Below are 13,735 nucleotides of genomic sequence, written 5' to 3'. Positions count from 1 at the left end.
CCACGTGCCCCCAGAACCCCGGTTTGGCCGCAAGGCCCGCGTGGACAGTGTCGCCCGGGGGCATCCGTGCCCCCGGGTGTACGCCCATCGCGGTTAGCGGCGGCGCCGCCGCCGGCCGGTCGCCTCGGACGCTGCGCCAAAGGCGACGTTCGGGATCTGCACGATCTTGTGCAGTTCGGGGAAGGGCGCGGTCTTGTGCGGGATCGCGTTGGCGGCCACGAAATGCTCCTGGAAGCGCGGCTCGATCGCGGTCTCGACCTTGGTGATCTCGCGCACCACCCGCTCGATCTCGCGCCGCGCCGCCACGGAGCACAGCGCGATCCGCGCTCCGGTGCCGGCGGCATTGCCCGCGCTCGACACCTTGTCCAGCGGCACGTCGGGGATCATCCCCAGCACCATCGCATGCAGCGGCGAGATATGCGCGCCGAAGGCCCCGGCGAGGACCACGCGGTCCACGGTCTCGGTCTGCATCTCGTCCATCAGCAGACGCGCGCCTGCGTAAAGCGCGGATTTTGCAAGCTGAATCGCGCGGATGTCGCCTTGGGTCACGGTTAAGACCGGGCCGCCGTCGGCGCTGCCGTCATGCACGAGGTAGCTGTAGGTCCGCCCCTCGGCCAGCATCCGGTCGCAGCCCGTCGCCTCGGGCGAGCCGTTGAGGCCGTTCTCGTCCATCAGCCCGGCCAGGCGCATCTCGGCCACCGCCTCGATGATGCCCGACCCGCAGATGCCGGTGATGCCGGTCTGGGCGGTCGCCTCGGCAAAGCCGTCCTCGTCGGACCAGAGTTCGCAGCCGATCACGCGGAAGCGCGGCGCGCGCGTGACCGGGTCGATCCGGATCGCCTCGATCGCGCCCGGCGCGGCGCGCTGGCCGGAAGAGATCTGCGCCCCCTCGAAGGCCGGGCCGGTGGGCGAGGAACAGGCCAGCACGCGGGTGGTGTTGCCCAGCAGGATCTCGGCATTGGTGCCGACGTCGACGACCAGCACCAGGTCCTCGGACTTGCCGGGCTCTTCCGACAGGGCCACGGCGGCGGCATCGGCGCCGACATGGCCCGCGATGCAGGGCAGGATATAGGCGCGGGCCTGGGCGGGCAGGGCGGTGAGGTCCAGCGACTTGGCCGGCAGACGAAGGGAATCCGACACGGCCAGTGCAAAGGGGGCCTGGCCCAGCTCGACCGGGTCGATCCCCAGCAGCAGGTGATGCATGACCGGGTTGCAGACGAAGACCGCCTCGAGAATGGTTGCGGGGTCCACCTGCGCCTCGACCGCGATCTCGGCCGCCAGCTTGTCCAGCGCCTCGCGCACGGCGCGCGTCATCTCGGCATCGCCGCCGGGGTTCATCATGGCATAGCTCACGCGCGACATGAGGTCTTCGCCAAAGCGGATCTGCGGGTTCATGATCCCGGCCGAGGCGACGACCTCGCCGGTCTCGAGCGAGGTGAGATGCGCCGCGATGGTGGTGGAGCCTACGTCGACCGCCAGCCCGTAGATCCCGCCCTCGTGCAGGCCCGGCCAGACGGCCAGCAGCTCGGGCGCGCCGCCGTCGGTGTGCACGGCCACGGTGACCTTCCATGCGCCCTTGCGCAGCGCCTTTTGCAGGGTCGTCAGCACGGCCAGGTCGGCGCGCAGCCCCTCGACGCCCCATTGTTCGCGCAGCGCTGTCGACAGCCGCTCGAAATCGCCGGTGGGGACATGCATGTCTGGCTCGGCCACCTCGACGTAATGCAGCCGCGTGGCCGGGTCCATGGTGATGGCCCGTGCGCTCGCCGCCTTGCGCACCACCTGCCGGTGGACCTGGCTTTCGGGCGGCACGTCGATCACCACGTCGCCGAGGATCTGCGCCTGGCAGCCCAGCCGCCGCCCGGGCTTCAGCCCCCGGATGCGGTCATAGCGTTCCTCGACCGCGTTGATGCCCGACAGCGCATCCGGCGCCACCGTCACGCCATGCTTGGAGAACTCGCCATAGCTCGGCTGCACCTGGCACTTGGAGCAGATGCCCCGCCCGCCGCAGACCGAATCGAGGTCCACCCCCAGCTTGCGCGCGGCATCGAGCACCGGCGTGCCCGAGGGGAACCGCCCCCGTTTGCCCGAGGGGGTAAAAACGACCAGGGGATCCTTGCTCATGTGCGCGCCTCTATTTCCGTTGCGCGCAGGATAGAGCACGCGGCGGGAACGGAAAGCCCAATCCCGGCATTTGAGCGCGCTGAAACGCCCTTGGTCGCCGCATCGCCGCAGGGCGGCATTTGCGCTTTCCCCCAGGGGCCATCCATGCAATAGGGAAGCGCCAAACGATCCCTTCCGCCGGAGTTGCCCCAATGGAGATTCGTGAGGCCCTGACCTTCGATGACGTTCTGCTTGTTCCCGCCGCCTCGAGCGTGCTGCCGTCCACGGCGGATACGCGCACGCGGGTGACGCGCGCCATCTCGATGAACATCCCCCTTCTGAGTTCGGCCATGGACACGGTGACCGAAAGCCGCATGGCGATCACCATGGCGCAGGCGGGCGGGATCGGCGTGATCCACAAGAACCTCGACGTCGAGGCGCAGGCCCGCGAGGTCCGCCGCGTCAAGCGGTTCGAGAGCGGCATCGTCTACAGCCCCGTCACCCTGCGCCCCGACCAGACGCTGGCCGATGCCAAGGCGCTGATCGAGCGCTACAATTTCACCGGTTTCCCGGTGGTGGACGAGGCCGGCCGCGTGGTCGGGATCGTCACCAACCGCGACATGCGCTTTGCCACCTCGGACAGCACGCCGGTGTCGCGCATGATGACATCCGACAACCTGGCCATCCTGCGTGAACCCGCCGACCGGGAGGAAGCCATCAACCTGATGAAGGAGCGCCGGATCGAGAAGCTGCTGGTCACCGATGCCAATGGCAAGCTCACGGGCCTTCTGACGCTGAAGGATACCGAGCAATCGGTGCTGAACCCGACCGCCTGCAAGGATGCGTTGGGCCGGCTGCGGGTGGCCGCGGCCTCGGGCGTGGGCGACGCGGGCTTTGAGCGGACGCAGGCGCTGGTCGACAGCGGCGTGGATATCGTGGTGATCGACACGGCCCATGGCCATTCGGCGGGCGTGATCGACGCCGTGGTGCGTGCCAAGCGCCTGTCGAACGAGGTTCAGATCATAGCCGGCAACGTCGCGACGGCCGAGGCGACGAAGGCGCTGATCGACGCGGGCGCCGACGCGGTCAAGGTGGGCATCGGGCCGGGTTCGATCTGCACCACGCGGATGGTGGCGGGCGTGGGCGTGCCGCAGCTGACCGCCATCATGGATTGCGCCAAGGCGGCCGGGGACGTGCCGGTCATCGCCGATGGCGGCATCAAGTTCTCGGGCGATTTCGCCAAGGCCATCGCCGCCGGCGCCTCCTGCGCCATGGTGGGCTCGATGATCGCCGGCACGGACGAGTCCCCCGGCGAGGTGATCCTCTACCAGGGCCGGTCGTTCAAGGCCTATCGCGGCATGGGCTCGCTGGGCGCCATGGCGCGCGGCTCGGCCGACCGGTACTTCCAGAAGGACGCCGCCAGCGACAAGCTGGTGCCCGAGGGGATCGAGGGGCAGGTGCCCTACAAGGGGTCTGCCGGCGCGGTGATCCACCAGCTGGTCGGGGGCCTGCGCGCCGCCATGGGCTACACCGGCAACGCGACGGTCGAAGAGATGAGGACCAACGCTACCTTCGTCAAGATCACCGGCGCGGGGCTTAAGGAAAGCCACGTGCATGACGTGCAGATCACGCGCGAAAGCCCGAACTATCGCCTGTCGTGATATCAATGGCTTGGCGGGCGGTCTTCACGTGATGGCTCAGCAATGACCCCCGGTGCGCGCATCGCCGCGGCGATGGAGGTGCTGGACGAGATCCTGGATGGCACCGCCGCCGAACCCGCGCTCAAGGGCTGGGCGCGGGGGCATCGCTTTGCCGGCTCCAAGGACCGCGCGGCGATCCGCGACCATGTCTTCGACGCGCTGCGGATGCTGGCCTCTTCGGCTGCGTTGGGCGGCGCGCGCACAGGGCGCGGCGTGATGATCGGCCTGCTGCGCCAGCAGGGGGCCGATCTGGACACGCTGCTGAACGGCGCGGGCCATGCCCCGGCGCCGGTCGAAACCTGGGAAACCGGAGAGATCGCGACCCGCGCCGACCGGCTTGACCTGCCGGAGTGGCTGCTGGCCGACTGGGACGACAGCCTGGGCGACGAGGCCGACGCGGTGGCCGAGGCGCTGCGCGCCCGGGCCCCCGTGTTCCTGCGCGCGAACCTCGGCAAGACCGACCGCGACACGGCCCGCGCGGCGCTGGCGCGCGAGGAGATCGAGACCGAGATCGCGACGCTTTCCCAAACAGCGCTGCGCGTCACCGAGGGCGCCCGCGCCATCGCGCAGTCGCAGGCCTATGCCGACGGCCTGGTCGAGCTTCAGGACGCGGCCTCTCAGGCGGTCGTGGCCCGGCTGGAGCTGACGCCCGGTGCCCATGTCCTGGATTACTGCGCCGGCGGCGGCGGCAAGGCCCTGGCGTTGGCCGCGCGCGGCGCGAAGGTCGATGTCCACGATGCCGAGCCGCGCCGCATGGTGGACATTCCCGCCCGCGCCGCCCGCGCCGGGGTGACCTTGCGCCAGGTCGAAACCCCTGCGCCCGGCTACGAGATCGTGGTCGCCGACGCCCCCTGTTCCGGTAGCGGCTCCTGGCGCCGGGACCCGCAGGGCAAGTGGCGCCTGACCCCCGCCGACCTCGATCGCCTGAACGCGGTTCAGGACATGATCCTGTCGCAAATTCAATCGCTTGCGCCCCGTATCGCCTACGTCACCTGTTCGGTCCTGCGGCGCGAGAACGGGGATCGCGTCGCGGCCTTCCTGGCCGCCCATCCGGGCTGGCGGCTTGAACAGGAGCACCAGTTCCTGCCCGGCCCCGAGGGCGACGGGTTCTACATGGCACAGTTGACGCGTGTATGATGGCGTTGCTACGCACTTGATGCGGGCATGGCGAGGCTTCGGTTAACACCTTGGTAACCGTCCGCCCGTGTAATGCTTCTTGGCGAATCAAGGAGGCCGCAACGGCGTGGACACGGGCACAGGGACTCTGAGCGGGGCGAACGCGGCACCGAAACCGGGCCGCGTCGCGGTCCTGACGGCGATCCTCGGCGGGGCCGGGGCGGTGGTCATGGCCGGGGCCTCCGTCATGCCCGCGGGCGCGCTGTTTCCCGGGGCATCCTTCGTCCTGCTGGCAGCCGGGGTGACCCTGGTGTTCCTGGCGGTCGGGCTGCCCCTGATGCGCCGTGGTACGCCCCATCGCCAGGCGCAACACGGCTGGCGCGAGGTGATCGACCGTGACGTGGTGCCCTGCCTGGTGACCGATGCCCAGGGCGAGGTCATTCATGCCAACGCCGCCGCCCGCGCCCGCTTTGGCGAGGACTGTTGTGGCGACGGCGGGCTGACCCGTGCCATGCGCGACGTCGACGGCGACTTTTCGGCCATACTGCTGCGCCTCCAGGCCCGCTCCGAGGCGGATGGTGCCGCGCATGAAGACATCGTGACCCAGGACGGTCACATGCGCCTCGCCGTCTTCGAAGGCGAGGCGGGGCATCGCATCTGGCGGTTCCAGGAATTCCAGGAAGGTGCCCTGCGCAAGGCCGACGCCGGCGCGCCAGAGGACGTGGCGATGATCGCCGTCGGGCGGGGCGGGGCCGTGCTGTCGATGAACGCGGCGGCCCGGCGCCTGACCGGCCACCGCGTGAAGTCGCTCGAGCATCTCTTTGTCGAGATGCCGCCGCGGCCCGGCCAGATCAACCGCATCCGCACCGCCGAGGGCACGCGCAGCGCCGTGCTGGCCGAGGTGACGGCGGGCACCGGGCGGCGCAACTACTGGCTGCTGCCCGCGGCAGTGGCGGATGGGCCGGCCGGGCTTGATTTCATGAACCTGCCGGTGCCTCTGCTGACCCTCGCGCGCGAGGGCAAGATCCTGACCGCCAATCACGACGCCCGGCGTCTGATGCAGGATGACGGGGTCGAGGGCAAGGCCATCGCCAGCCTCGTCGAGGGGCTGGGCCGGCCGATTGCCGACTGGCTGACCGAGGCGGCGGATGGCCGGGGTCTGCACCGGTCCGAGTTCCTGCGCCTGACCGGGACGGAACGCGAGACCTTCGTGCAGGTGACGCTCAGCCGGGTGGTGGACGATGGCGACGTGGCGCTGATCGCCGTGTTGAACGACGCGACCGAGCTCAAGACGCTCGAGGCGCAATTCGTCCAGAGCCAGAAAATGCAGGCCATCGGGCAACTTGCCGGCGGCGTCGCGCATGATTTCAACAACGTGCTGACCGCCATCTCGGGCCATTGCGACCTCATGCTGCTGCGGCACACCCCCGACGAGGAAGACTATTCCGACCTCGTCCAGATCAACCAGAACGCCAACCGCGCCGCCTCGCTGGTCGGACAGTTGCTGGCCTTTTCGCGCAAGCAGACGATGCAGCCGGAAAAGCTCGACCTGCGGGATACCCTGGCCGACCTGACGCACCTGCTGAACCGCCTGGTGGGCGAAAAGGTCATCCTCGACCTGCGGCACGATCCCTTGCTGAACCGCGTCCGCGCGGACAAGCGGCAGCTGGAACAGGTGATGATGAACCTGGTGGTGAACGGCCGCGATGCCATGCCGCGGGGCGGCACGATCTGCATCGAGACCCAGAACCTTGTCCTGTCCAAGCCGATGAAGCGGGACCGCGTCGAGGTGCCGCCCGGCAACTACGTGCAGCTGACCGTGACCGATGAAGGCACGGGAATCGCGCCCGACAAGCTGCAAAAGGTGTTCGAGCCGTTCTTTACCACCAAGCGCACGGGCGAGGGGACGGGCCTGGGCCTGTCGACCGTCTACGGGATCGTCAAGCAGACCGGCGGCTATGTCTTCGTCGACAGTGAGCTGGGGCAGGGTACGGTCTTCACGCTGCTCTTCCCCGCCATCCTCGAGACCGCGTCGGACCGCCCGATGCCCGTCGAGATCCCCGCCGAGCTCGAGGCGGAGGAGACATCCTCGGGCGAGGGCGTCGTGCTGCTGGTCGAAGACGAAGCGCCGGTGCGCGCCTTTGCCTCGCGCGCCCTGCAGATGCGCGGCTACAAGGTGGTGGAGGCCGATTCGGCCGAGGCCGCGCTGGAAAAACTCGCCGACCGCGATCTCGAGATCGATGTCTTCGTCACCGACGTGGTCATGCCGGGCATGGACGGGCCCAGCTGGGTGCGCCAGGCGCTGAAGGACAGGCCCGACACCCGCGTGGTTTTCGTATCAGGATACTCGGAGGCGAATTTCGGCGAGGGGCAGGAGCCGATTCCCCATTCGGTGTTCCTGCCCAAGCCATTTTCCCTGACCGACCTGACCGAGACGGTGCAGCGCCAGCTGGCCTGAGCTATTCGGCGCTCTCCCAGCAGTCGAACTCCTCGGGGCATTTCCGCCGGAACTTCTCGGCCGTTTCCGGTGACAGATCCAGGTCCATGACCGGCGAGACGTTCTCGCGCGGCAGGTCCAGGGTCACACCCAGCCGCTCCTCGAGGAAATCGATCAGCCGCGCCTGGTTCTCGTAACGGAAAAGGTGATCCACCTTGGTGCCGTTGCCCGTGGGCTCGATGAACTTGGCCTGGCTCCCGACATTGGCAAAGGCGGGCTTGTCGCCCTTGAGATAGGCCAGCACGAACTCATCGAAAGTGATCCCCTCGGTCGAGTTGGCCTTGCCCTGCATGAAGGGCCGCTGCCGGTAGCGATACCAGGACCCCAGCCAGGAGATCGGCTCGCGCACCACGGCCATGACCTCGAGCTCGGCGTTCAGAACCCGCTCGTAGGCGGGACGGAAAAACCGGTTGTAGCGGTAGACCGGCGCATGTTTCAGCTCGGGCGGGTCGGTGATGACCATCGTCGCGACAGGCGCAAGCGCCCGGGCATAGGCCGATGTTCCGGTCTTGGGGACCGACAGGAAAACCAGCCTTTGTTTCCAGAAAACAAGCATTTGCCTCGGACCCGCTGTTGGTAACACATCCTTAATACTTCCCGGTCTACTGTGGTGACAGGAAAATTTTACTTGTAATGTTCTCTTTTTGTCCGCAGGTGTGGCGAACAAGAGGTGAACGCAGCAGCATTGCCGCCCGCAACGGCATGTGGAATAAGGACCCGAACAGCATGGCAACGGCAGATCTTCTCACGATGGACAACAAGCGGGACGCGAACAAGCAGAAGGCGCTGGATGCGGCGCTGGCGCAGATCGAGCGCCAATTCGGCAAGGGCTCGATCATGAAACTCGGTGGCGAGAACGCCATCAAGGATATCGAGGTGACCTCGACCGGTTCGCTCGGCCTCGACATCGCGCTCGGGGTCGGGGGCCTGCCCAAGGGCCGGATCATCGAGATCTACGGCCCCGAAAGCTCGGGCAAGACGACGCTGACGCTGCACGTGGTGGCCGAGGAACAGAAGAAGGGCGGCGTCTGCGCCTTCGTCGACGCGGAACACGCGCTCGACCCGCAATACGCCAAGAAGCTGGGCGTGAACCTCGACGAGCTGCTGATCTCGCAGCCCGACACCGGTGAACAGGCGCTCGAGATCACCGACACGCTCGTCCGCTCCGGCGCGGTGAGCCTCGTGGTGGTCGATTCGGTCGCCGCCCTGACGCCGAAATCGGAACTCGAAGGCGACATGGGCGATTCGAGCGTCGGCGTTCAGGCCCGCCTGATGAGCCAGGCGATGCGCAAGCTGACCGGCTCCATCTCGCGCAGCAACTGCATGGTGATCTTCATCAACCAGATCCGCATGAAGATCGGCGTCATGTTCGGCAGCCCCGAGACGACGACGGGTGGCAACGCGCTGAAATTCTACTCCTCCGTCCGGCTGGACATCCGGCGCATCGGCTCGGTCAAGGACCGCGACGAGGTGGTCGGCAACCAGACCCGGGTGAAGGTGGTCAAGAACAAGGTGGCCCCGCCGTTCAAGCAGGTCGAGTTCGACATCATGTATGGCGAAGGCATCTCGAAGATGGGCGAGCTGCTGGACCTCGGCGTCAAGGCTGGCGTGGTCGACAAGTCGGGCAGCTGGTTCAGCTACGGCGACCAGCGGATCGGGCAGGGGCGCGAGAACGCCAAGAATTTCCTGCGCGAGAACAGCCCGATCGCGCTCGAGATCGAGGACAAGATCCGCGCCTCGCACGGGCTCGAGTTCGACGGTTTCGACGCCGGTGAGGACGAGGCCCTGACCGAGGATTGATCCCGGCGCCATTGCTTGCGACATCACGGGGCGCCCATGTGGCGCCCCGTTTGTCTTTGGCACCAGATCCCTCTTCATCTTGCCAATAAACTCCGGGGAGTGTGAGGGGCTGGCCCCTCACTCCGGACCTGGGCAAAAGGCGCCTCCGGCGGGAGTATTTGGGGAAAAGTGAAAGCAGGGGCGCGGCCCTGCGATCGAACGTTTCCCTGCGCGGCGGCCCAGGCGCGGCCCGATCATCCGGCAAAGCAAGCCTTCGCCCCATGGACAGGCCCGGCACGGGCGGATAAACCACCACGAACCAAGATTTCCGGGGCCAGTCATGCGCACGCTGAACGACATCCGCAGCACCTTCCTCAGCTACTTCGAAAAGCAGGGCCACCAGGTCGTGCCGTCCAGCCCGCTGGTGCCGCGCAACGACCCGACGCTCATGTTCGCCAACTCGGGCATGGTGCAGTTCAAGAACCTCTTCACCGGGGTCGAGCACCGCGATTACAAGCGCGCCACCACCGCGCAGAAATGTGTGCGCGCCGGCGGCAAGCACAACGACCTCGACAACGTGGGCTACACCGCGCGTCACCATACCTTCTTTGAAATGCTGGGGAATTTCAGCTTCGGCGACTATTTCAAGACCGACGCCATCCCCTTTGCCTGGGAACTGGTGACGAGGGAACTGGGGATCGACAAGTCCAAGCTCTACGTGACGGTTTATCACACCGACGACGAGGCCGCCGAGATCTGGAAGAAGACCGGCGTGCCCGAAGACCGGATCATCCGCATCGCGACCAACGACAACTTCTGGATGATGGGCCCGACCGGCCCCTGCGGCCCCTGCACCGAGATCTTCTACGACCACGGCGACAAGTACTGGGGCGGCCCTCCGGGATCGCCCGAAGAGGACGGCGACCGCTTTGTCGAGATCTGGAACCTCGTCTTCATGCAATACGAGCAGTTCGAGGATGGCACGCGGCGCGAGTTGGCGGCGCAGTCGATCGACACCGGCATGGGGATCGAGCGGGTCGCGGCGCTGCTGCAAGGCACCAACGACAATTATTCGACCGACCTGATCCGCAGCCTGATCGAGGCCAGCGCCAACGCGACCAGCACCGACCCCGACGGGCCGGGCAAGACCCATCACCGGGTCATCGCGGACCATTTGCGCTCGACCTCCTTCCTGATCGCCGATGGCGTGATGCCGTCGAATGACGGGCGCGGCTACGTGCTGCGCCGGATCATGCGCCGCGCCATGCGCCACGCGCATCTGCTGGGCGCCAAGGATCCGCTGATGCACCGGCTGGTGCCCGCGCTGGTGCGCCAGATGGGCGCCGCCTACCCGGAACTGGGCCGCGCCCAGGCGCTGATCGAAGAGACGTTGAAGCTGGAAGAGACCCGCTTCAAGCAGACACTCGACCGCGGCCTCAAGCTGCTGGACGACGAACTGGCCGGCCTGCCCGGTGACGCGGCGCTGCCGGGCGAGGCGGCATTCAAGCTTTATGACACCTACGGCTTCCCGCTGGATCTCACCCAGGACGCGCTGCGCGAAAAGGGCCGCACGGTTGACACTGGCGGTTTCGACGCGGCCATGGCCGAACAGAAGGCCAAGGCGCGCGCCGCCTGGTCCGGGTCGGGCGAGGCCACGGATCTCGCGATCTGGTTCGACATTGCCGAAACCCACGGCGCCACCGATTTCCTCGGCTATGACACCGAGATCGCCGAGGGCCAGATCCTTGCGCTTGTGTGTGACGGCGTGCAGGTCGAGGCGCTCGACGAAGGGGCCGAGGGGTGGATCGTTCTGAACCAGACCCCGTTCTACGGCGAATCCGGTGGCCAGGTCGGGGATACCGGGCTGCTGCGTCGCCTCGAGGACGAGGACGACGTCGCCGCTGTGACCGATACCCAGAAAATGGCCGGCGGCAAGCTGACGGCGCATCGGGTGCGCGTCGATCGGGGGCGCTTCGCCCGTGGCGAAGCCGTACAGCTCGAGGTCGATCACGCCCGCCGCAGCGCCATTCGCGCCAACCACTCGGCCACGCACCTGCTGCACGAGGCGCTGCGCCGTGCGCTTGGCGACCATGTCGCGCAGCGCGGCTCGCTCAATGCGCCGGATCGTCTGCGGTTCGATTTCAGCCACACCAAGGCGCTGACGGCCGAGGAAATCGCGCAGGTCGAGGCCGAGGTGAACGCCTTCATCCGCCAGAACAGCCCCGTGCAGACCCGGATCATGACGCCGGACGATGCGCGCGGCCTCGGCGCCCAGGCGCTCTTTGGCGAGAAATACGGCGACGAGGTGCGGGTCGTGTCCATGGGCACGCTCAGCGGCTCGGGCAAGGGCGCGGATGGCGAGACCTATTCGCTCGAGCTCTGCGGTGGCACCCATGTGCGCCAGACCGGCGACATCGGCACCTTCGCGCTGACCTCGGAAAGCGCCTCGGCCGCCGGCGTCCGCCGGATCGAGGCGCTGACCGGCCAGGCCGCCTTGGCCGAGCTGCGCGGTCGCGACAAGGTGCTGAGCCGGATCGAAGAGACGCTGAAGGTCTCGGGCGCCGAGGTGCTGACCCGCCTGCAGGCAATCATGGACGAACGCCGCGCCCTGTCGAACGAAGTTCAGCAGCTGCGGCGCGAGATCGCCATGGGCGGCGGCGGCACTGGCGGGGCCGAGGCAAAGACGGTGAACGGCGTTCAATTCCTCGCTCAGGTGCTGACAGGCGTGTCGGGCAAGGACCTGCCGCCGCTGATCGACGAGCACAAGGCGCGGCTGGGCTCCGGCGCGGTGCTGCTGATCGCGGACACCGGCGGCAAGGCGGCCGTGGCGGCGGGCGTGACCGCGGACCTCACGGGCAGCGTGTCTGCCGTTGACCTGGTCAAGGCCGCCGTGGCCGAGCTGGGCGGCAAGGGCGGCGGCGGCCGGCCCGACATGGCACAGGGCGGCGGTCAGGACGTCGCCAATTCCGATGCGGCCATCGCGGCCGCCGAACAGGTATTGGGAGGATAACATGCCTGCACTCTGGATCGCACACGTCACCGTCACCGACGCCGACTCCTATGCCAAGTACGCCGAGCTGGCAGGCCCGGCCATCGCCAAGAACGGCGGCACATTCATCGCGCGGGGCGGCAAGTTCGTCCAGCTCGAGGGCAAGGAACGCCCGCGCAACGTGGTCGCCCGCTTCGACAGCGTCGAGGCGGCGGTCTCCTGCTACAACAGCCCCGAGTACCAGGCGGCGCTGAGCCACGCCAAGGGCGCCTCCGAACGCGAGCTGATCGTGGTCGAAACCTCCGAGTGAGGCGTCGCCGATTGCATCCGGCCCTCTCCCCGCGCATGGTGCCGGGGGGAGGGCCTTTTCATGTCTGACGACCTGCTGCTCAGCGACCGCGCCGAGGGTGTGCTCACGCTGACCCTGAACGCCCCGCCCGCGCATCCGCTGTCGCTGGCGATGATCCGCGCCCTGCGGGCCGCGATCGACGCGGCGGCATCGGACCCCGAGGCGCGGGTGATCCTGCTTCACGGCCCCGGCCGGGTGTTCTGCGCCGGCCATGACCTCAAGGAGATCAAGGCCCACCGCGCCGATCCCGACGACGGCCGGGCCTACCTCGAGACCCTCTTCGCCGAATGCGGCGCGATGATGATGGCTCTGGCGCAAAGCCCACGGCCGACCATCGCCCTGGCCGAAGGGGTCGCCACGGCGGGCGGTCTGCAGCTCCTCGCCGCCTGCGACATGGCCTTCGTCACGCCCGCGATGCGCGCTTGCCTGCCTGGCGTGTCGAATGGCGGCTTCTGCTCGACCCCCGCCGTCTCGGTCTCTCGCAAGATCCCCCGCGGCCCGCTGATGGAACTGGCCCTCTCGGGCGAGATGTTCGACGCGGTCTGGTGCCAGTCCCACGGGCTCGTCAACCGCATCCTGCCGCCCGAGGACCTGCTGCCCGAGGTACGCGCTTTCGCCCGTACCCTCGCCACCCGTCACGCCCCGGCCATCGCGCTTGGCAAACGCACGCTCGACGCCCACCTCGCCCAGCCGCTTGACCAGGCCTATGCCGCCGCGACCGAGGCCATGCTGACCCATTTCATGGATCCCGAGCGCGTCGCGCGCGACAAGGCCCGGTAGTGCGCCCTGATCCCCTTCATCTTGCCTCAAATATCCCAGGGGGCGCGAGAGGCTAGCCCCTTGCGTCAGCAATTGCCGCGCATCCAGGGCGAGAGGCTGGCCCTTCGCTCCGATGAAAGCCAGGAACGCCTCCGGCGGGAGTATTTCCGGAAAAGTGAAAGCAGGGCTGCCCCGATCCCCTTCATCTTGCCTATAAACTCCGAGGAGTGTGAGGGGCTGGCCACTCACTCCGCCAGCGCCACCTGCGGTTCCCTCGGAAGGCACTCAAGCACCTGCGCCAAATGCCACGGGGGCCGGAGGCGTCAGCCTCCGGCCCCCGCCGGGGGGGGCGGGCCGCGGGCCCCCAAAAAACCCGCCCACACGGCCCCCTGGCCCACCCCCAGCGCGCGGGGCGGGGGCGGGGGGGCGGGGGCCCCCCCCGGGGG

Annotated in this window: 9 protein-coding genes; 7 read left to right on the top strand and 2 right to left on the bottom strand. The window is 68.0% G+C overall.

Annotation, left to right across the window (positions count from 1 at the left end):
- Positions 1–93: 93 nt before the first annotated feature.
- Entirely contained in the window at positions 94–2,121 is a 2,028-nt protein-coding gene (locus MF270_RS26620; RefSeq protein WP_238368658.1) for an ASKHA domain-containing protein, read from the bottom strand.
- A 191-nt stretch (positions 2,122–2,312) separates the two neighbouring features.
- Here MF270_RS26620 and guaB point away from each other — a divergent pair, with 191 nt between their 5' ends.
- From guaB to MF270_RS26605, 3 genes are all read left to right on the top strand, one after another.
- A complete protein-coding gene (guaB, locus tag MF270_RS26615) occupies positions 2,313–3,761 on the top strand; it encodes an IMP dehydrogenase (RefSeq protein ID WP_238368657.1) in 1,449 nt (482 codons plus the stop codon).
- Positions 3,762–3,803: 42 nt separating this feature from the next.
- Positions 3,804–4,937, top strand: coding sequence for an RsmB/NOP family class I SAM-dependent RNA methyltransferase (locus tag MF270_RS26610; protein ID WP_238368656.1), 1,134 nt, complete (start codon positions 3,804–3,806; stop codon positions 4,935–4,937).
- A 208-nt stretch (positions 4,938–5,145) separates the two neighbouring features.
- Positions 5,146–7,374 carry a hybrid sensor histidine kinase/response regulator gene (locus tag MF270_RS26605; protein ID WP_238368683.1) on the top strand — a complete coding sequence of 743 codons (2,229 nt, stop codon included), beginning with the start codon at positions 5,146–5,148 and terminating at the stop codon, positions 7,372–7,374.
- Between the two features lies 1 nt (position 7,375).
- Here the strand turns inward: MF270_RS26605 and MF270_RS26600 are convergent, their stop codons facing one another.
- Complete coding sequence (locus MF270_RS26600) at positions 7,376–7,969, bottom strand: sulfotransferase family 2 domain-containing protein (protein WP_238368655.1); 594 nt, start codon at positions 7,967–7,969, stop codon at positions 7,376–7,378.
- 170 nt (positions 7,970–8,139) lie between these two features.
- On the opposite strand from MF270_RS26600, the gene recA reads away from it, so the two are divergent.
- From recA to MF270_RS26580, 4 genes are all read left to right on the top strand, one after another.
- Positions 8,140–9,213: a recombinase RecA gene (gene recA, locus MF270_RS26595; protein ID WP_238368654.1), complete on the top strand. Its 1,074-nt coding sequence runs from the start codon at positions 8,140–8,142 to the stop codon at positions 9,211–9,213.
- Positions 9,214–9,532: 319 nt separating this feature from the next.
- Entirely contained in the window at positions 9,533–12,202 is a 2,670-nt protein-coding gene (alaS, locus tag MF270_RS26590) for an alanine--tRNA ligase (protein WP_238368653.1), read from the top strand.
- 1 nt (position 12,203) lies between these two features.
- Positions 12,204–12,491 (top strand): DUF1330 domain-containing protein, encoded by a 288-nt coding sequence (locus tag MF270_RS26585; RefSeq protein ID WP_238368652.1) that lies wholly within the window; start codon positions 12,204–12,206, stop codon positions 12,489–12,491.
- A gap of 60 nt (positions 12,492–12,551) precedes the next feature.
- Positions 12,552–13,310 carry an enoyl-CoA hydratase-related protein gene (locus MF270_RS26580; protein WP_238368651.1) on the top strand — a complete coding sequence of 253 codons (759 nt, stop codon included), beginning with the start codon at positions 12,552–12,554 and terminating at the stop codon, positions 13,308–13,310.
- Positions 13,311–13,735 lie beyond the last annotated feature (425 nt).

This window comes from Mesobacterium pallidum, assembly GCF_019966535.1.
GTDB classification, from domain to species: Bacteria; Pseudomonadota; Alphaproteobacteria; order Rhodobacterales; family Rhodobacteraceae; genus Mesobacterium; species Mesobacterium pallidum.
Note: the sequence above shows the minus strand (reverse complement) of the source record. Positions and strands in the feature narration are given on the sequence as shown.

Bases quoted from the DNA above. Each gene is read 5' to 3' on its own strand.
- MF270_RS26620 (WP_238368658.1), bottom strand. From the start codon at position 2,121: ATGAGCAAGGATCCCCTGGTCGTTTTTACCCCCTCGGGCAAACGGGGG.
- guaB (WP_238368657.1), top strand. From the start codon at position 2,313: ATGGAGATTCGTGAGGCCCTGACCTTCGATGACGTTCTGCTTGTTCCC.
- MF270_RS26610 (WP_238368656.1), top strand. From the start codon at position 3,804: ATGACCCCCGGTGCGCGCATCGCCGCGGCGATGGAGGTGCTGGACGAG.
- MF270_RS26605 (WP_238368683.1), top strand. From the start codon at position 5,146: ATGGCCGGGGCCTCCGTCATGCCCGCGGGCGCGCTGTTTCCCGGGGCA.
- MF270_RS26600 (WP_238368655.1), bottom strand. From the start codon at position 7,969: ATGCTTGTTTTCTGGAAACAAAGGCTGGTTTTCCTGTCGGTCCCCAAG.
- recA (WP_238368654.1), top strand. From the start codon at position 8,140: ATGGCAACGGCAGATCTTCTCACGATGGACAACAAGCGGGACGCGAAC.
- alaS (WP_238368653.1), top strand. From the start codon at position 9,533: ATGCGCACGCTGAACGACATCCGCAGCACCTTCCTCAGCTACTTCGAA.
- MF270_RS26585 (WP_238368652.1), top strand. From the start codon at position 12,204: ATGCCTGCACTCTGGATCGCACACGTCACCGTCACCGACGCCGACTCC.
- MF270_RS26580 (WP_238368651.1), top strand. From the start codon at position 12,552: ATGTCTGACGACCTGCTGCTCAGCGACCGCGCCGAGGGTGTGCTCACG.